The organism is Streptomyces sp. NBC_00878 (genome assembly GCF_026341515.1).
Classification (GTDB): domain Bacteria; phylum Actinomycetota; class Actinomycetes; order Streptomycetales; family Streptomycetaceae; genus Streptomyces.
This window is the reverse complement of record NZ_JAPEOK010000001.1, coordinates 8,964,976-8,983,305: the sequence shown is the minus strand read 5'-3', so window position 1 is coordinate 8,983,305 and position 18,330 is coordinate 8,964,976. Positions and strand designations below refer to the sequence as shown.

Below are 18,330 nucleotides of genomic sequence, written 5' to 3'. Positions count from 1 at the left end.
GAACCCTCCTCTTGGATGGCATGACTATACGTTTCGCCGCAGTTTTATGCAATCGCTGTCCCCGGTGCGCCTCAGTGGGCCAGGGCCGAGCGCAGCCGCCGTGCCGCGGAGTCCGGAGCGGCCAACCGGTCGAGGCCGAGCAGGGCCGCGCCCACGATCGGCGGGGCTTCGGTGATGAGCAGCTTGGCCAGCGGTGCCCGCTCGGCGAACCGCTCCTCCAGAAGGGCGCTGAGCAACGGCTCCCGCGCGGCGATCACGCCGCCGCCGAGGACGACCTCGGCCGGTGTCCCGATCAGGTCGAGGCGGCGCAGTGCCACGATGCCCATCGCGGCTATCTCGGCGGCCTGCCGGTCGACGACGGAGTACGCGACCGGGTCGCCCCCCGCTGCCGCGCGCAGCAGCGGGGGGACCAGGTCGTGCAGGCGGTCGGCCGGCAACGCGCCGGTGTGCAGGGCCAGGACGACCTCCTCGGCCGTATGAGTGGCGAAGCACGTACACACGGCGTCCAGCAGGGTCGTGGCCGGGCCGCGCCCGTCCTCGGCGCGGACCGCGTGCCACAGGGCTTCGTGGGAGAGGTCGACTCCACCGCCCCAGTCGCCGCTGATCCGGCCGAGGGCCGGGAACCGGGCGACCCTGCCGTCCGGCGCCACTCCGACCGCGTTCAGCCCGGCGCCGCATACCACGGCGACCCCGACACCCGTGGTTGCCCCTGCTCTGAGCAGCGCGAAGGTGTCGTTGACGACGGTCACGTCGTTGCTGTAACCGCGCCGGACGATCTCCGCTGTCAGGGCCTGTTCCTCGAAGGGGAAGTCCGCCCCGGCCAGGCATGCCGAGACATGGTCGACATGCGGGACGCGGCCGAGGGCGTTCTCGATGCGGTCGACTGCCGTGCCGATTCCCTCGCCGTGCGGCCGAAAGCCGCCGCTCCGGCCGGTCGCCAGCACCGAGCCGTCCTCGGTCAGCAGTGCGACGGCGGTCTTGCTGTTCCCGCCGTCGACCGCGAGAACCGTCCTCACGTCGTCCACGCCAGGTGGGCGTGTTCCGCCTCGACGAGGATCCGGGTGAGCTCGGCGGCCTGTGGCACCTGGCCGATCAGCGGATGGGCGAGCAGCGCGTCGAAGACCCGGTCCCGGCCGCCGTGCAGTGCGGCCTCCACGGCGAGCGTCTCGTACGCCGACACGTGGGAGATCAGTCCGGCGAGCAGCGGGGACACCGGCGCCACGGGTACGGGCCGGGGGCCTTGCGCGGTGATGGTCGCCGGGACTTCGATGACCGCCTCGTCGGGAAGGAAGGGCAGGGTGCCGTTGTTGCGGAGGTTCACCACCTGTACGTCTCCCCGGTCGTCGAGGAGCGAGACGATGAGGGCCACCGCGGCCTCGGAGTAGTACGCCCCGCCGCGCTCCTCCAGGAGAGCCGGCTTGGTGTCCACAGACGGGTCGGCGTACAGCTCCAGCAGCTTGGTCTCCATCTCGGCGACGGCTGCCGCGCGGGAGAGGGATCCGCGCTGCTCGTCCACCACTCGGTCGTGGATGTAGAAGAAGCGCAGGTAGTACGACGGGACGATGCCGAGCCGGCGGAGCAGTCCGGCGGGGAGGCCGACTCGGTCGGCGAGTTCCGGCTCGTGCTTCTCCAGCACGGCAGGCAGCACGTCGGCGCCGTCGAGGTGGACCTCGCGGATCCAGGTCAGGTGGTTGAGGCCGACATGGCCGAGGGAGATCCTGGAGGGGTCGACGCCGAGGAAGCCCGCGAAGCGGCGCTGGAAGCCGATCGCGACGTTGCACAGTCCGACCGCCTTGTGCCCCGCGTCGAGCAGAGCCCGGGTCACGATGCCGACCGGATTGGTGAAGTCGACGATCCACGCGTCCGGGGCGTACCGCCGGACCTGCTCGGCGATGTCGAGGACCACGGGGACGGTACGCAGGGCCTTGGCCAGCCCGCCGGCCCCGGTGGTCTCCTGTCCGACGCAGCCGCATTCCAGCGGCAGTGTCTCGTCGGAGTTGCGTGCGGCCTGTCCTCCGACGCGTATTTGCAGCAACACCGCTGAAGCACCGGCGACTTGTTCGATGCTGTCGGTGGCCACGACCCGGGCCGGATGGCCGACTCGGGCCAGCATGCGCCGGGCCATGGCGGCGACCAGTTCGAGGCGCGGGGTATCGGGGTCGATCAATACGATTTCGGTGAGGGGGAGTTCGTCGCGCAGTCGCGCGAATCCGTCGATGAGCTCGGGGGTGTAGGTGGAGCCCCCTCCGACCACGGCGATTTTCAACCCTTGACTCCTGTCAGTGTGACGCCCTCGATGAAGGCTTTCTGGGCGAAGAAGAAGATGATGATCAGCGGTGCCATGACGATCAGCGTGGCCGCCATGGTGAGGTTCCACTGGACGGCGTGGACGGTCTTGAACGACGCGAGTCCCAGCGAGAGCGTCCAGTGCTCGGGCCGCTCGCTCAGGTAGACCAGCGGCCCGTAGTAGTCGTTCCAGGCGTAGAAGAAGGAGAACAGGCCGACCGCGGCGATGGCCGGCTTCAGCATCGGCAGGACCACTTTGAGCAGCACTCTGAGCTCTCCGCACCCGTCGATGCGTGCCGCGTCCGCGTACTCCTGAGGGATGGTCAGGAGGAACTGGCGGAACAGGAAGATCGCGAACGCGTCGCCGAACAGCGTGGGCAGGACCAGGGGCCAGATGCTGCCCGTCAGGCCGAGGTCGGCCCAGACGACGTACATCGGGACGATCAGCACCTGCGGCGGCAGCAGCATGGTCGCGATCACCAGGAGGAACGCGGCGTTGCGGCCGCGGAAGCGGTAGCGCGCCAGCGCGTAGGCCGCCGGTACCGAGGACACCAGGGTGAAGGCCGTGATCAGCGAGGCGTAGACGACCGTGTTGCGCAGCCAGGTCAGCAGCGGTGCCCGGTCGAAGACCTCGCCGAGGTTGGACCACTGCCAGGAGGTGGGCCACAGGTCGCCGGTCATCGTCTGCTGCTCGGGCATGACCGCGGTCAGCACGATGAACACCATCGGCAGCACGAACCCCGCGGCTAGCGCGAGTGCCAGCGAGTGGCGGGCGATCCAGATCAGGCCGCGGTTCATGCCGTACCCCCCGAGAATCCCGAACGACGGTGCAGGAGCAGGGAGATGAAGGCCATCGAGACCACGAACAGCAGGACGGCGAGCGCGCAGGCGTAGCCCATGTTGAACCGCTGGAAGCCCTGGACGAAGAGCCAGTAGGGCAGGGTGAGCGTGGAGCCCTCCGGTGGTCCGGGCGACTGGGCGGAGGGGGTGATGTCGGCGCTGCCGCTGGCCACCGACCCCGCCACCACCGCCTGGGTGAAGTACTGCAGTGCGGCGATCATTCCGGTGACGACGGCGAACAGCAGGACGGGCGAGATGGTCGGGACGGTCACGTGCCGGAACGCCTGCCGGCCGTTGGCGCCGTCGATGGCGGCGGCCTCTTTCAGTTCGGCCGGTACGTCGAGCAGTGCGGCGAGCAGGATGACGACCAGGTTGCCGCTGCCCCACAGGGCGAGCAGGACGAGGCCGGGCTTGGCCCAGCCCGGATCGGAGAACCACAGGGGGCCTTCGATGCCGAGCAGTCCGAGGGCCTGGTTGACCGGTCCGGTGGCCGGGTTGAACAGGAAGACGAAGGCCACGGTCGCGGCGACCGGCGGGGCGAGGGAGGGCAGGAAGAACAGGGTGCGGAAGATGCCCGCGCCGGATCTGATGCGGGTCAGCACCATGGCCGCGCCGAGTGCGAAGAGCACCTGGGTGGGGACCATGACCACGAGGAACCAGCCGGTGTTGCGGACGGCCTGCCACAGGAAGGGGTCCTCGGTCAGCAGGTAGGCGTAGTTGCGGAATCCGACGGCTTTGGGCTGGTCGAGCATCGTGTAGCTGGTGAAGGACAGATAGACCGTCATCACGAGCGGATAGCCGAAGAAGGCGATGAGGCCGATCAGCCACGGTGCGAGGAAGAACAGCGGTGCCCGGCGGTCGCGCCTGCGCGGGACGACCTTCCACCGGGCAGGAGCCCGGCGCGTGAGGGTGGCGGTCATCTACGAGCCCAGCTTCAGCGCGGCGTCGTTCTGCCGGGCGAGCTCGCGCAGTGCCTTGTCGAGGTCGGGCACCTTGCCCTTCTGCCATTTGTCGGCGAACAGCCCGAAGTTGGTCAGATACGCCCCCGCGTCGCCGGAGGCCGGGAGCGAAGAGCTGCTGGGGTGGGCGAACACATCCAGGAACGGCTTGAACCGCGGGTCCTTGGCCAGCTTCAGGTTCGGTGACTTGAGGGCGGCCAGGGTGGTGGGCACGTTGTGCAGGGCGTCGGCGAAGGTGACGAGCGCGTCGGTGTCCGTGGACAGGAACTTCACCAGCTTCCAGGCGGCTTCGGAGTGCTTGGCGCCCTTGGGGATGCCGATGACGTTGCCGCCGATGGCGCCGGAGCCGTACAGATCCGGCTTGTCGTCGGCGACGGGCATCGGCGCGGTGCCGTAGTTCACCTTGTCGCCGTTGTTCTTGATGAACGAGGTGCGCCACTCGCCGTCCACGATCATGGCGAGCTTGCCGGTTTCGAAGGCGTGTTGAGCGGACCATTCGTCGCCGAGCCCGGCCTTGAACCGGGTGAGGTTGTCGGCGCCGTACCAATCGACCAGGTCCTTCTGCCAGTTGAGCATGGCGGCGAATCCGGGGTCGTCGGCGAAGTTGGCGGTGCCGTCGGGCTTGAGCCACTTGGCGCCGTAGCTCGGGGTGAAGTGCTCGGCCACCGACTGGTAGGTGCCCAGGAACGGCATGAACCCGGCCACCTTGATCCTGCCGTCCGGGCCGACCTGGCTGAGCTTCTTCGTCATCCGCGCCAGTTCGGTCATCGTCTTGGGCGGTGCGTCGTAACCGGCCTTCTTCAGCAGGTCCTTGTTGTAGTAGAGGGCGAAGGTGTCGGCGAGGAGCGGCATGGTGCACCGCTTGCCGCGGAACTCGGTGTACGCGCGGACGGCGGCCGGGATCTGCTTCAGGTCGACGTTGTCGCGGGCGATGCGCGGTCCGAGGTCCTGAAAGGCGCCGGTGGAACACCAGGCGCCGACCTTTTCGGCGTTGAACGAGAGCGCGACGTCCGGCGGATTGCCGCCGCGCACCGACTGGGTGATCTTGTCGGCGTCCTGGGCGGGCACGGCCTTGACGGTGGTGCCGGGGTGCGCCGCCTCGAACTTGTCCAGGGCGGCCCGGACCGCCTTGACCTCGTTGGGGTCCTTCAGGGGGTGCCAGAAGGTGATGGTCACCGGCCCCTTGTCGTCCTGGGCCGATTCGTCGCCGGGCCCACCGGGGGTACAGGCAGTGCCGAGCAGGGCCGCCAAGGCGACCACCGCGACTCGGGTCAGTTTCATGACCACACCCTTCTTACCACTCTTTGACCACTGAAGTTGAGTCAGTCTGAGAGGAGCTGTCCGGTGGAGTCAAGGGTTTGAGGGAGATCAGTTAAGAAAGCTTCCTATTACCGAGTCAGATCTATTGACCACTTTCTGACCGGCCTGTCAGAGTGCTCGGCGTCAACCCCCCGAACCTCTGGAGGCACCATGAGGCGCACCACCGGCCGCGCTGCAGCCGCCGCCCTCGCGCTGGCCTTGAGCACGTTCGCACTCCCCTCCGCGCTGGCCCTGACCCCGCGGACCGAGTCCTCCGCGGCCGTCGACGGCACGTCGGCCACCCGCCGGGCCGGCACCGAGAGCCGTGACGCGGAACGGACAACCGCAGGCAGCGCCACCGCTGCTGCCGACTGGGAACTGACCTGGCGGGACGAGTTCAACCAGGCCCGGGGCACCAAGCCCGATCCCGCCAAGTGGGTCCACGACCGGGGCGGCGAGCCTCAGTGGGGCAATGAGGAATGGCAGTACTACACCGACCGGAAGGAGAACGTCTCCCAGGACGGCAACGGCAACCTGGCCATCTCGGCGCGCCGCGAGAGGCTGCCCGGAATGGAGAACTGCCCGTACGGCCCGTGCGACGTGACCTCCGGACGGATCACCACACTCGGCAAGTTCGAGCAGGAGTACGGCCGGTTCGAGGCGAAGATCAAGGTCCCGGCCGGGCAGGGCCTGTGGCCGGCGTTCTGGATGATGGGCAACGACATCGACTCCACCGGCTGGCCCGGCAACGGCGAGATCGACGTCATGGAGATCGTCGGCAACGAGCCGAGCACCCTGTACGGCACCATCCACGGCGAAGGCTACTCGGGCGAGAACGGGCCCAGCGGCTCCGTGCAGCGCCCCGGTGGCGGCAAGTTCGCCGACGCCTTCCACCTGTTCTCGGTGGACTGGGCGCCCGACGAGATCGTCTGGCGGCTCGATGGCGTGCAGTACTTCAAGGTGACCAAGGACGACATACCCGCCGGTTCACGCTGGGCGTTCGACCACCCCTTCTACCTGCTGCTCAACCTCGCCGTCGGCGGGATCTGGCCGGGTCCGCCGGATAGCAGCACCCAGTTCCCGGCTACGCTGCTGGTGGATTACGTGCGCGTTTACACCAAGGCGTAGACCAAGGCATAGACCAAGACACAGGGGGACGACCTGAATGACGGCCAGCCTCAGAAAACGTGACCGGATCCGGGAGCATCTGATCGCGCTGATCGAGTCGCGGGCCGTCGGCCAGGCCATCCCCGCCGAACGACAGATCGCCGCTGAACTCTCGGTGTCCCGGCCGACGCTGCGCTCCGTCGTCGACGAACTCATCGCCGACGGCTGGCTGATCCGTGAGCACGGCCGGGGCGTCTTCGTGGCGGCACCGAAGATCGCACAACGGGTGTTGGGTGGCTCGGCCGACGGCGGAGCCACCTATCCCCCCGCCCCCGGCACGTGGACCAGCCGCATCCTCAACCACTCGGTCGTGCCGGCCGGGCAGGCCATCGGCAGCCGACTGCGTACGGACGCGGCAACGCCGATCCTGCGCATCGCACGCCAGCGCCTGGTCGATGCCACTCCGATCGCCGTGGAGACCATCCACCTCCTGCACGCCCTGGTCCCCGATCTCGACCCGGCGGACCTGGAATCCGGTTCGCTCTACGCCTTGCTCCGCTCCCGCTACGGCGTCGTACCGACCGAGGCGGAGCAGCGCAACGAGGCGGCCGCGGCCGACAGCATGCAGGCCGCGCTCCTCGGAATCGGCGAGGGCGCTCCCGTCCTCACCCTGGAACGCGTCACGACCGACCAGGAGGGCCGCGCCTTCGAGTTCACCCGCGCCGCCTACCGCAGCGACCGCTACTGCCTGGTGTCCCGCCTCACGCTCACCGACACCTCGGGGTCGCCGCGTCTCGTCCAGACCCAGCCCTGAGGGAGTGGCGGCCCGGCGGACCTCAGTTGCCCCTCATCCGCATCGGGGGCTCGAACTCGGCACTCGGGGCGAGGCCACGCGGTCGCTCGACCGGAACCGCGGGCAAAACCTCGGCCCGGACCTCGACCGGCACCTCGGGCAGGACCGCAGGCGGAACCTCGGGCGGAACCGCAGGCGGAACCTCGGCCGGATAGAACTGCGCGTACCAGCGGCGCAGCGCCTTGATGCCCTTCTCGTGGGGCAGGAGGACCGGGCGCGCCCGGTGGATCTTGTGGTCCCAGATCCGGACCTCCTCGCGCACCTCCCCCAGGGCCTCCCTGCGGAAGACCGCCTTGAGCACGGGTGTCAGGAACGGGACCAGGGACGGCTTGCGGACGTAGTAGAGCATCCGCATCTCGCTGGTGCGGTCGTCGACGGGAGTGGTGAGGGCGACGGCGGTCACCGACAGGACGGGACCGTGGGCGCGGACCACCATGACACCCGGGCCGTACATGAACGCGTCGAAGGTGTTGTCGATGTCCCGGCCGAGCACGCGTCGGCGGATCCGGCCGCGGACCTCGGCGAAGGGGCCGTCCGTCCGCAGGTCCTGGACGGGCGGTTCGCTCTGGCCGTGGATGAAGTGGAAGTGGGACTCGTCCACGATGTTCTCGCGCATCTCCTGGATGTGGATGCGCGCCCGGCAGGTGTCGTCGATCGGCTTGGCGAAGTCCCCGGATCCGGCCTCCGGGATCTCCGGCACCTCCCACGAGGGCTCCCCCGGCCCGGTGTGGACGAAGACGAGCCCGCTGTGCTCACGCACCGGGAAGCCGCCGAGGGACACCTTGGGGGTCCGCTCCGCGAAGGGAGCCTTCACACACCGGCCGTCCGCGTCGAACCGCCACCCGTGGAACGGACACACCACCGTGCCGTCGACGACCTTCCCGCCGACCCCCAGATGCGCGCCGTAGTGCGGGCAGTGCGCGTCACGCACCGCCGGCCGTCCGTCCGCTCCGCGGAAGGCGACGAGGGCACGTCCGAAGTAGTGCAGGTTGACGACCTTGCCCGGTCGCAGTTCGGCGCTCCGAAGGACGGCGTACCACCCGGAAGGGACGGAGGGCATCGGATACTCGTCGGCTCGTGGATCACGAGGCAGACCGGAGAGGTTGTCATGACTACGCCGAATCCGCATGGCCCGATGCTAGTGCGTGCCCCGGCCGCGCACCGCCGAAAGTGATCAGGCGGCTACGCGGCCGGCGTCCAACCACCATCACGGTGCCGGCGCCCTGGCCCGTCGCCGACGCACGGCGGTCAGGACGCCGAGCAGGACCGGGCCCACCAACGCGACACCCCCGACAGCCAGTCCCAGCCGGAGACCGGGCGGGTGGAACGTGCAGGTGACGCTGGTCGAGGTGCCGTCGAGGGGTACGGCGATCAGCCCGTAGTACTCCCGGGCGGGTACCGCGGGAGCCCCGCCCGCGGCGCAGCGCCAACCGGCGATCCGGGGCGCCGCGACGACAGCGGTTCCGCGGCTGCCGGCGGGGAGTTCCGCCCGGATCGTGCCGTCGGAGACGGTCACCTCGGCGGCTCCGGTGGCCTTGAGCCGCCGGACGACGGTATCCAGCCGGGCGGTGTCCAGGCAGCCGACCGCGCCTTCCGGGACGGTGCCCGTCTTGTCGGGGGACAGCGAGATCCGCAACCGCCCGGACGCGGGGACCGTGCCGAGTCGCTGCATGGAGGCGATCTTGGTGACGGGGTGGTCGGACCTGAACCGCCCGGTCAGGAGGTGGGTGGAGGGACCGGCGAGCCACGCGGTGCCCGAGAAGTGGGGCGCCCAGAGATACACCTCGCTGCCCGCCGGACACCGGGCCGTGATCGACGGCTTGCGGGCGGCGGCCCCGTGAGCGGGAGCACCGATGCGCAGCCCCGGCCGCGCGTCGTCACCGCGGTCCGGCCGTGTCCCGGCGCCGGTACGCAGCGTGAGACGGGGCACGGTGTAGACGCGGGCGCCCAGGAGCAGTTCCTGGTTGCGGTACGGCGACGGGCCGAAGGCGGCGACGCGGGTCCGCGCGGAGGCGGCGTACGGCCGTACCGTCACCAGCGGCGGCACGTCCTGCCGGGTCACGGTCACCTCGCTGCCGTCCTGCGGGAACCAGTTCTGATGCGGATCGGGCGGGGAGTGCACCCGCGCGCCGACGGAGAAGATCACGTCGGTGACAGCGTTGTCCAGGCTCTGCAGGCTGCGGCCGCCCGAGGTCCAGCCGCCGCCGAGGGCGGTGAGCGTGCTGCTGAGGATGCCGGAGGTGTGGCTGCTGTAGTACTGGGCGCCCTGGCCGCCCACCAGCAGCGGGTCGTTGCCGACGGTCTGCTCGCGGCCCGGGTCGGTGCGGTACCGGGGCCAGCCGTCGGCCTCGGCGATCACCTCCGTCTGCCGCTGCTGCCGGTCACCCCAGGGCGCGTAGTCGTCCATGTGCCCGAACCGCAGCCGGGTGGCCACGGCGGAGGTCGCGGTGGCCTCGCCGAACTGCCCGCCGATCAGCAGCAGCACGGCGAGTCCGGCGGGCGCGATGCGGCGCCCGCCCAGGACCGTGAACCCGCCGCCCGCGCGGCCCAGCAGGGCCAGCCCGCCCAGCGCGCACACGGCGGCCACGAGCAGCACCGGCCAGGCGAAGAACCGCACCACATCGCTGCCGCCGGCGAGGGCCGCGATCAGCGTGAGCAGCGCGCCCGCCGCGCACAGCGCCCGCCGGTCGGGCGGGCCGTACGAGAGCGAGTGCCAGGCCGCGATCACCAGCAGCGCGCACACGACGAAGGCCTGGCGGTACGAACTGCCCTGCGGGGCGGCGAAGGCATGCCAGAGCAGATACGTCGGTTCCCACTGCATCGACAGCGTCACGCCGAGCGCCAGCAGTGTCCACCCGGTGCGCACCCGATGCGGGACCGCCCGGTGGAAGGGCAGGGCGAGGGCGAGCACGAGCGCGGTGATGCCGACGTAGACCGGCGGCGAACCGAAGCTGTACGTCGTCGGCAGCAGGCGGCCCAGCAGCACCTCGGTCCCCACCGGAGCGAACCGTGTGAACCTGCCGGGCGAGGCGTGCGAGCTGCCGAAGTACACCACCGCCACCAGGGGCGCGGCCAGGCCCATACCGAGTGCGGCGGTCAGGCCGGCCCGGCCCGCCGCGGCGAGCTTCCGTCGGCGTGGGAGATCGGAGAGCCACAGCCGCAGCAGCAGTACGAGACCGGCGGCGAGGGTGGCCATATAGGCCGTGTAGAAGTTGGCGATCCAGGCGGCCGCCACGACCACCACCCCGAGGACCGGGCGCCGTCCTTTCAGAGCCCATTCGCCGACCAGGCACAGCAGCGGAAGAGCGATGAGGCCGTCGAGCCACATCAGGTTGTACGCGGCGGTCGACACGGTCCAGCCGCACAGGGCGTAGGACGCGCCCAGCAGTCCCGCCGCCCACCAGTGGCCGGGGCGCAGCCTGAGCAGCAGCCAGGCCATGGCGGCGCCGGCGGACGCGACCTTCAGCGCGGTGATCACGTACACGGCGAGGTCGATCTCGTCCCGCGGAAACACCACCACGAGCAGCGCGAACGGGCTGGTGAGATACGTACCGAGGTCGGGCAGGAAACCGGTGCCGAATCCGGACTGCCAGTTGAAGAGGAGGCCGCCGTCACCCCTTCCGTGCAGCAGATCCCACAGGTGTGCGTGGAACGGCACGTACTGGTTGCCCAGGTCGTTGACGCTCCGGGTGCGGGGGCCGAAGGGATAGCTGCGGGCCACGACGTCGCCCGCGCAGAGCACGGTGACGGCGATCGCCGCCGCGAGCAGGGCGGCGGCCTGCGCCGGCCCGACCGGGGGCAGCAGGCGGAGCGGCCCGGGGCCGCCGCGCGGTCGGTCGATCGGCGGATCGGCGGGCGGGTTCGGCGCGGTGTGCAATGCGGCCACTTGCGGGGTCGAACGATCCATTCCCGACTACCCCCGTCCCGGGGTGTAGCCCCCGCGCGCTGTCAATGCGCCGATTCAGACGGATTGTTCGGGCGATCGGTTGTGCGCCCACCGAAATTGACGGATGAATTCCGCACAGACGAGCGGACTCGGTGACGGGCGGCCCAGGAGCATTTCGACGCCTGAGCCGCCCGCCGCGTCAGCCCTTCTTGATCCTCAGGAACGTCACCGAGTTCGCCGGGAAGGTGTACGTGAACGTGTCCGCCACGCCGGAGAACGTGGACGTGACGGGCGCGACGGCCGTGTCCGTCGCGGTGTTCACCGCGTCGGGCGCGGCGGCGAGCGTGGTCACCTCGGCCTTCGGCCGGACCTTCGCACCGCCGAGGTCGATCGCCGTACGGGCGTCCGCCGCCTGGGCGTTGACCACCTTGACGATCAGGTCACCGCTCTTCCTGTCCAAGGTGGCGACCTGCCGGAACGGCTCGGCCGGCTTGTCGTCGGTGAAGCGGCCCCACTCCTGGCCGTCGAGGTAGAGGGTCACCTGCCGGCCGCGCACCTTGATGTCGATGTCGTACGCGCGGCCCGTCTCGATGGACCCGGCCTTGGAGACGAGCGTCGACTTTCCGCCGTCCACGGCCTGTTCGACGGCGGACTGGGTGTTGTTCCAGCCGCCCAGGTTCCACCAGTAGTAGTTTCCGGTGTCCTTGACGCCGAAGGCGATGAGGAAGCCCTCCCGGCCGGACTTCTTGGTGGCCTTCACGCTCAGGTCGTAGTCGTGCCAGGCCGGGTCGCCGGCGGAGACCATGGTGTTCTGGGCCGCCACGTCGCTCTGCACGTACTGCCCGTCCTGAACGCTCCAGCTGCCGCCGCCCGTGTGGGTCCACTGGGAGGCGTCACCGGAGAAGTCGTCACCGAGCAGCACGGTGCCGTCCGCGCCGGTCACCGACACATCGTCGTACGCGGCTGTCGTCGCCCATGTCGACAGGCCGACCGCGCCCGAGATGGGCCCGCTCAGCGACGGCGTGCCGGTCGCGCTCGACGGTACGACCCGGTCGCCGACATTGCGCATGAACAGCTTCTGGACCTCGTAGTTGGCCGAGTTCCAGGAGGCGTGGTTGTTGAACCAGATCAGGTCGGGGCGCCACTGCACACAGTCCTCGTTGGCGAGCAGCGGGGCGTACGAGGCGAGCTTCACGATGTCCGCGTTGCGTTCGAGGCCGGTCATGAACGCGGCTTCGGAGAGGGCGTTCTTGAAGGTGTTGCCCTGCGAGGCGTACTCGCCGAGGAAGACCTTGGGCCCGTTCCTGTCGTACGAGTCGTAGCGGTCGTTGTTCTGGAGGAACCAGGCCGGGCTGTTGTAGTAGTGCTCGTCGACCATGTCGACGTTCGCTTCCCGGTTGAGCTTCCAGGCCGTGTCGAAGGTCGAACCGGTGTCGTCCGGCCCGGAGTTGGAGATGACGGTGATCTCCGGGTACTTCGCCTCGATGGCCGTACGGAACTGCTTGAACCGCTCGAAGAACTCGTTCGGCAGGTTCTCCTCGTTGCCGACCGCGAGGTGGGTGAGGCGGAAGGGCTTCGAGTGGCCCATCCTCGCCCGCTTCTTGCCCCACTCGCTGGTCACGGGTCCGTTGGCGAACTCGATAAGGTCCAGGGTGTCCTGGATGTGGCGCTTGAGGAGCGCGTCGTCGTCGACGGCCCTGTTCTGGCCGCAGCCGGTGACGAGGGCGGGCACCACGGGCAGCGGCATGGCGCCGATGTCCTCGGAGAACTGGAAGTACTCGTAGTAGCCGAGCCCGTAACTCTGGTTGTAGCCCCAGAAGTTGGCGTTCGTCGCGCGCTGCTCGACGGGTCCGATGGTGTCCTTCCACTGGTACGAGCGCTTGCGCTCCCAGTTGGACGCCTCGCTGTAGTCCTGCATGGAGCCCGTGTTGACCAGGCAGCCGCCGGGGAAGCGGACGAAGGCGGGGTCCAGCGCGGCGATCTTCCGGGCGAGGTCCTTGCGCAGACCGTGGCCCTTGTACGTGTCGCGCGGGATGAGCGAGATCATGTCGAGCGCGACCGGGCCCTCGGCGGCCACGGTGAGCCGGCCGGTGGTGCTGGTACGGGTGGCGGTGAGACGTGCCGTGTACTTCGCCCAGCCGCCGCGGGCGCCGACGCGACGGGCCGGGGCCAGCTCGCCGTCGGCGTCCCGCAGGGTCACGGTGAGGGGCGGCGGCCCCTCCGCGCGGGCCCACACCGAGAAGTCGTAGGCCTTGCCCTTCGCGACCGCGATCCCGGTGCTGTAGCCGGAGTTGGTGACGGACGAGCCGCCGTCCAGGGCGAGGTAGGTGCGGTTGCGCGCGTTCAGGCGGCCGTCGTCGTCCGCGGTCTTCGCGGTGCCGGTGGTCGCCCAGGAGGTGAGCGGGGTGTACGAGCGGTTGTCGGCCGTCGAGTACTCGAAGGACCGGTTCTGTACGAGCTCCGCGTACAGGCCGCCGTCCGCGGCCCGGTTGATGTCCTCGAAGAAGACGCCGTACATCGTGTCGTCGATCCGCGCGCCCGGCGTCTTGGGGTCGACGGTGATCGCGTAGTCCGTGACGTCCCCGGCGGCGGCGTTCACCGGGGCCGGAACGAGAAGGGAGACGGCCAGCAACGTGGCGGCCGTGAGAGGCAGTCTCCAGCGCGTGCGGGTGCGGGCATGTGGCATGGATCCTCCGCGGCTCTGAGAGGCGTGCAATACAGTGGTTCGAAATATCGGACATTGATCAATACTTCGAACGGCAAGATAGGTAGGAGGCGGGAGTGCGTCAATGGGTTGGACAGGAGAGGCCGGGGAGGCGGAAGGGATGTCCGAATTCTGGCCGGTGACCGACGTGTTGGCGTATCTGGCGGGCAGCTGGCGCGTGGAGCGCTCGGTGCGGGATCTCGCGAGCGGGGCGGCGGGCGCCTTCACCGGGACGACGGTGTTCGAGCCGCTGGACGGCGAGGAGACCGGGCTGCTCCACCACGAGTCCGGCACCTTCGTGTGGCAGGACGCGGCCCGCCCGGCCGAGCGGACCCTGCGGTTCCTGGCGGGCGACGACGGAGGCGGCCGGGCCGACGTACGGTTCGCGGACGGCCGCCCCTTCCACGACCTGGACCTGACTTCCGGGCGGCACGTCACCGACCATCCGTGCGCGGCGGACCTCTACCGCGGCGAGTTCACCGTGCACGACGCGGACCACTGGCGGACGGTGTGGCGGGTGGGCGGCCCCACCAAGGACCTGCTCCTGACGACGGACTACACACGGGAGTCCGAACTTGACGCCGAACATGACCCCGGGCGGGAGTCCGGGCGGGAGTCCGGGCGGGAGTCCGGGCGAAACTCCCAGCCGGACTAGAGGCGTTCCGACTGCGCGTCGAAGCGGAGGTTCCAGCGCCCGGCCCGGCCGGTGAGCGTGGCCGTCGACAAGGGGCGGATGTCGAGATTCCAGTACGCCGACGGGTGCGCCTTCAAGGCGTAGACGAGCGCGGCGCGTACGACGGCCGGCTCGGCGACGGCGACGATGCGGCCCCCGTCGTCGGCCGGGCGGGTGTCGAGCCAGCCGCCCACCCGCCGGACGAACTCCACCAGCGACTCTCCCCCGTGTACCGCGGAGTACGGGTCGGCGAGCCAGGCGTCGACGGCCCCGGGTTCCCGGGCCATCGCCTCGCCCAGCGTCAGACCGCGCCATCGCCCCATGTCGCAGTCCCGCAGGGCCGGTTGGGCCAGCGGCCTGAGGCCCAGCCCGTCACCGGTGGCCCGGCTGCGCGGTGTCGGCGAGCAGTACCGCAGCTCGGCCGCCGCCAACGGCAGCAGCGCATGCACCACGCGTTGCACCTCGCCCCAGCCCGCCTGGTCCAGCGGCCGGTCGTCGTCGAAGCGCTCGGCGAGCAGCGAGGAGCTGCGGGCGGCGGCGACAAGCGTGACCCGTACATGCATGCGGCGATGGTGGAGTGCGGGACTCCGCAGGTCAAGAGGTGACCGACGGCACGTACGGAATGCATACGGACAGTGGCTCGCCGGAGACCCGGCGCCATCGGTTCGTCGACGCCCGGTCAGACCCGGAGCACCTCGTCACAGGCCGTCCGCAGTCTCCGTACGCCCTCGGTGATCTCGGCCGTGCCCGCGACGGCGGCGAAGCTCAACCGCACGTGCGCGGCGGGGGGTTCGGCGCTGAAGTAGGGGCGGCCCGGAGTGAGGGCGACGCCCGAGCGGAGAGTCGCGGCATGGAGGGCCTGCTCGTCCGTGCCGTCGGGGAGGCGGAGCCAGAGGTGGTAGCCACCGGACGGGATGTGGGGCAGGGAGAGTTCGGGCAGTGTCAGCCGGAGCGCGGCGGTCATCGTGTCGCGGCGGTTCTTCAACTCGGCCGAGACGGCGCGGAGGTGGCGGGGCCAGGCGGGCGAGCCGACGAGTTCGAGGGCGGCTTCCTGGAGCGGGCGCGGTACGAAGAAGGTGTCGACGACCTGGATCGCCCGCAGCCGTTCCAGTACGGGCCCGCGGGCGGCCAGCGCGCTCACCCGGAAGCTCGGCGAGGTCGCCTTGGTGAGGGAACCGACGTGCACGACGACTCCGTCGGGGTCGTCCGCGGCCAGCGGACGCGGCAGCGGCCCCGCGTCCTCGTGCACAAGACGGCGTACGAAGTCGTCCTCGACGACGAACGCGGCCGCGTCGCGCGCGATCCGCAGCACCTCGCCGCGCCGCTCGGGGGCGAGCACCGCGCCGGTCGGGTTCTGGAAGAGCGGCTGGCAGACGAAGACGCGGGCACCGGTCGCCCTGAAGGCGTCGGCGAGGAGCGCCGGTTTCACACCGTCCCGGTCCACGGGCACCGGCACGGGCCTGAGACCGGCGGCTCGGGCGATCGCCAGCATGCCGGGATAGGTGGGCGACTCGACGAGGACGGGAGCGCCGGGCGGGGCGAGTGCGCGCAGCGCGGTGGTCAGCGCGGACTGGCCGCCCGCCGTGATCAGTACCTCGGCGGCGGTGACGGCGTCGCCGATGCCCCGCGCGAACCACTCGCGCAGCTCGGGCAGCCCGTCCACCGGCGGACGTCCCCAGGCGCCGGGGCGGCGGCCCGCCCGGGACAGCGCGGCGGCCATCGCCCGCTCCGGCTGGAGCGAGGGGTGCAGATAGCCGCCGTTGAACTCGACGACTCCCGGCGGCGGGGCGGCGAGCGTGACGAGCACCGCGGAGGCGTCCACCGTGCGCGGTACGAGTTCGGCGGCGGCGTCCGCGCTCAGCGCGACCTCCTGCCAGGAGGTGTCCCCGACGGCCGGTCCGGTGTCACGCGGCGCGGCCCGGAACGCTCCCGCTCCGGGCCGGGTGACCACCAGCCCCTCGGCGGCCAGCTGGGCCAGCGCCCTGGACACGGTCACCGGACTCACCCGGAACCGCTCGACGAGGGCCCGGCTCGACGGCAGCTTTCCACCTGGAGAGTAGCGGTTCAGCTCACTTCTCAACTGACTCGCCAGATCACCGACACTGCTACGCTCTTGCATGAGAGCACAGGATAGCGCTACTGCGCAGACCGCGATAGCGGTGCCCGCCGAACCCGGTCCCGTCGAATCCGGTCCCGCTCTGTTCGCCACCGACCGGGGCTCTGCCGGTCGGGGCTCCTCCGGTCGGGGCTCCGCCACGCGGGCCGGCACCCTCCAGGCCGCCCTCGGGGTCACCACGTTCTCCCTCAGCTTCCCGGCCACCGTCTGGGGCCTGGAGGGTTTCGGCCCCTGGTCGCTCGTCGCCGTACGGACCGTCCTGGCGGCGGCCATCGCGGGCAGCTGCCTCCTTGGCCTGCGCATACCGTTCCCCGGTCGCCGTCACTGGGCGGGCCTGGCAGTCGTCGCCGCCGGAGTCGTGCTCGGATTCCCGATGCTGACGGCTCTCGCCCTTCAGACGTCGACCACCGCGCACGCCGCGGTCGTGGTCGGACTGCTCCCCCTGACGACGGCCGTGTTCTCGGCGCTGCGCGTCGGCACGCGCCCCTCCCGCACCTTCTGGGTCGCGGCGCTCGCGGGCGCGGCGGTGGTGATCGCGTTCACCGTGCAGCAGAGCGGCGGCGCGCTCACCAGCGCGGACGCCTACCTCTTCGGATCCCTGCTGGTCTGCGCCGCCGGGTACACGGAGGGCGGCCGACTGGCCCGCGTCATGCCGGGCTGGCAGGTCATCGGCTGGGCGCTGGTCCTGTGCCTGCCCCTGACGGTGCCCGTGTCCGCGATCGCGCTGTCGTACGAGCCCGTGCAGCTGACCGCGCACAGCGTGGCCGGAGTGCTGTGGATCGCGGCAGGCTCGCAGTTCCTGGGCCTGGTCGTCTGGTACCGCGGTATGGCGGCGATCGGCATCCCCAAGGCCAGCCAGTTGCAGTTGGCGCAGCCGCTGCTCACACTGGTGTGGTCGGTACTGCTCCTGGGCGAGCACCTGACACCGGCCGCACCTCTGACGGCGGCGGCCGTGCTTGTCTGCATCGCCGTCACCCAACGTGCACGAGGCTGAGCGGCCCTTACGGACCGGTCCCCACCGGTGCCACCCGCCGTAGACTTGCGGCTACCAACCGCTACTCCCGTGCGAAACGAGGAGGCCCTACAGATGCAAGCAACCGTAGGCGACCATCTGCTGGTGCACGGCAGGATCGTCGGGCAGCACGATCGGGTCGCGGAAGTCATCGAGGTGCTCGGGCAGCAGGGGAATCCCCCCTACCGCGTCCGCTTCGAGGACGGCCACGAGACCCTGATGTCCCCCGGCCCCGACTGTGTGGTCCAGCACCACGAGAACACCCGCTAGGCCTTGCGCGCGCGTTTCGCCGGCTGCTGGTAGTGGTCGGCGACCACGCGTGCCATGGCTCCGATGCGGTCGGCCGCCACTTCCCTGGCGGAGAAGAAGATGTGCCCGCCCACCTCCGGGTGGTCCCGCGCGAAGGTGAGGTGCCGGGACAGTTCGGCCGCGTCCTGCCAGGCCGCGGGCTGCGCGGGGTCACCGGCCTTGTAGAGCGCCTCACCGACGTACAGCTTGGTGTCGCTGTCGCGCGCGACCTCGGCCCACCAGGGGACGAGCTTCGCGTAGTCGGCGGCGGCGAACCCGATGTTCCAGTAGAGCTGCGGGCAGGTGT

15 protein-coding genes and 1 pseudogene are annotated in these 18,330 nt (G+C 70.4%); 5 read left to right on the top strand and 11 right to left on the bottom strand.

Annotation, left to right across the window (positions count from 1 at the left end; all coding sequences use genetic code 11):
- Window positions 1-71: 71 nt before the first annotated feature.
- The 5 genes from OHA11_RS38965 to OHA11_RS38945 are packed head-to-tail and all read right to left on the bottom strand — an operon-like array spanning window position 72 to window position 5,366.
- Entirely contained in the window at window positions 72-1,016 is a 945-nt protein-coding gene (locus OHA11_RS38965; RefSeq protein WP_266504531.1) for an N-acetylglucosamine kinase, read from the bottom strand.
- The gene (locus OHA11_RS38960; RefSeq protein ID WP_266504528.1) at window positions 1,013-2,266 is read right to left on the bottom strand and encodes a 6-phospho-beta-glucosidase; all 1,254 of its coding nucleotides are present in this window, start codon (window positions 2,264-2,266) and stop codon (window positions 1,013-1,015) included. Before OHA11_RS38960 ends, OHA11_RS38965 begins: the two co-directional genes overlap by 4 nt.
- On the bottom strand, window positions 2,263-3,084 hold the full coding sequence (locus tag OHA11_RS38955; protein ID WP_266504525.1) for a carbohydrate ABC transporter permease: 822 nt from the start codon (window positions 3,082-3,084) through the stop codon (window positions 2,263-2,265). The genes OHA11_RS38960 and OHA11_RS38955 overlap by 4 nt, the downstream gene beginning before the upstream one ends.
- Window positions 3,081-4,046, bottom strand: coding sequence for a carbohydrate ABC transporter permease (locus tag OHA11_RS38950; RefSeq protein WP_266504522.1), 966 nt, complete (start codon window positions 4,044-4,046; stop codon window positions 3,081-3,083). The genes OHA11_RS38955 and OHA11_RS38950 overlap by 4 nt, the downstream gene beginning before the upstream one ends.
- Window positions 4,047-5,366 (bottom strand): ABC transporter substrate-binding protein, encoded by a 1,320-nt coding sequence (locus OHA11_RS38945; RefSeq protein ID WP_266504521.1) that lies wholly within the window; start codon window positions 5,364-5,366, stop codon window positions 4,047-4,049.
- 189 nt (window positions 5,367-5,555) lie between these two features.
- Between OHA11_RS38945 and OHA11_RS38940 the strand changes: the two genes are divergently transcribed.
- The gene (locus OHA11_RS38940) at window positions 5,556-6,512 is read left to right on the top strand and encodes a glycoside hydrolase family 16 protein (protein ID WP_266504519.1); all 957 of its coding nucleotides are present in this window, start codon (window positions 5,556-5,558) and stop codon (window positions 6,510-6,512) included.
- Window positions 6,513-6,549: 37 nt separating this feature from the next.
- Complete coding sequence (locus OHA11_RS38935; RefSeq protein WP_266504513.1) at window positions 6,550-7,305, top strand: GntR family transcriptional regulator; 756 nt, start codon at window positions 6,550-6,552, stop codon at window positions 7,303-7,305.
- Window positions 7,306-7,327: 22 nt separating this feature from the next.
- Here the strand turns inward: OHA11_RS38935 and OHA11_RS38930 are convergent, their stop codons facing one another.
- The 3 genes from OHA11_RS38930 to OHA11_RS38920 all read right to left on the bottom strand — a co-directional run bounded on the left by OHA11_RS38930 (window position 7,328) and on the right by OHA11_RS38920 (window position 13,916).
- Complete coding sequence (locus OHA11_RS38930; protein ID WP_266504510.1) at window positions 7,328-8,473, bottom strand: Rieske 2Fe-2S domain-containing protein; 1,146 nt, start codon at window positions 8,471-8,473, stop codon at window positions 7,328-7,330.
- 78 nt (window positions 8,474-8,551) lie between these two features.
- Window positions 8,552-11,149: a YfhO family protein gene (locus OHA11_RS38925; protein WP_266507759.1), complete on the bottom strand. Its 2,598-nt coding sequence runs from the start codon at window positions 11,147-11,149 to the stop codon at window positions 8,552-8,554.
- A gap of 280 nt (window positions 11,150-11,429) precedes the next feature.
- Entirely contained in the window at window positions 11,430-13,916 is a 2,487-nt protein-coding gene (locus tag OHA11_RS38920) for an alpha-L-arabinofuranosidase C-terminal domain-containing protein (protein WP_266504507.1), read from the bottom strand.
- Window positions 13,917-14,055: 139 nt separating this feature from the next.
- On the opposite strand from OHA11_RS38920, the gene OHA11_RS38915 reads away from it, so the two are divergent.
- Complete coding sequence (locus OHA11_RS38915) at window positions 14,056-14,589, top strand: DUF6314 family protein (protein WP_266504504.1); 534 nt, start codon at window positions 14,056-14,058, stop codon at window positions 14,587-14,589.
- On the opposite strand, the gene OHA11_RS38910 is transcribed toward OHA11_RS38915, so the two are convergent.
- The gene (locus OHA11_RS38910; protein ID WP_266504502.1) at window positions 14,586-15,170 is read right to left on the bottom strand and encodes a histidine phosphatase family protein; all 585 of its coding nucleotides are present in this window, start codon (window positions 15,168-15,170) and stop codon (window positions 14,586-14,588) included. The two genes, OHA11_RS38915 and OHA11_RS38910, sit on opposite strands and share 4 nt — an antisense overlap.
- Before the next feature lie 116 nt (window positions 15,171-15,286).
- The gene (locus OHA11_RS38905; RefSeq protein WP_266504499.1) at window positions 15,287-16,726 is read right to left on the bottom strand and encodes a PLP-dependent aminotransferase family protein; all 1,440 of its coding nucleotides are present in this window, start codon (window positions 16,724-16,726) and stop codon (window positions 15,287-15,289) included.
- Between OHA11_RS38905 and OHA11_RS38900 the strand changes: the two genes are divergently transcribed.
- Window positions 16,725-17,717, top strand: coding sequence for a DMT family transporter (locus tag OHA11_RS38900; protein ID WP_266504498.1), 993 nt, complete (start codon window positions 16,725-16,727; stop codon window positions 17,715-17,717). The genes OHA11_RS38905 and OHA11_RS38900 overlap by 2 nt on opposite strands.
- A 93-nt stretch (window positions 17,718-17,810) precedes the next feature.
- The gene (locus OHA11_RS38895; protein ID WP_266504496.1) at window positions 17,811-18,005 is read left to right on the top strand and encodes a DUF1918 domain-containing protein; all 195 of its coding nucleotides are present in this window, start codon (window positions 17,811-17,813) and stop codon (window positions 18,003-18,005) included.
- Here OHA11_RS38895 and OHA11_RS38890 read toward each other — a convergent pair.
- Window positions 18,002-18,322 (bottom strand): annotated as a pseudogene (locus OHA11_RS38890) (hypothetical protein); the annotation flags it as partial. The gene OHA11_RS38895 and the pseudogene OHA11_RS38890 overlap by 4 nt on opposite strands.
- Window positions 18,323-18,330: the final 8 nt, after the last annotated feature.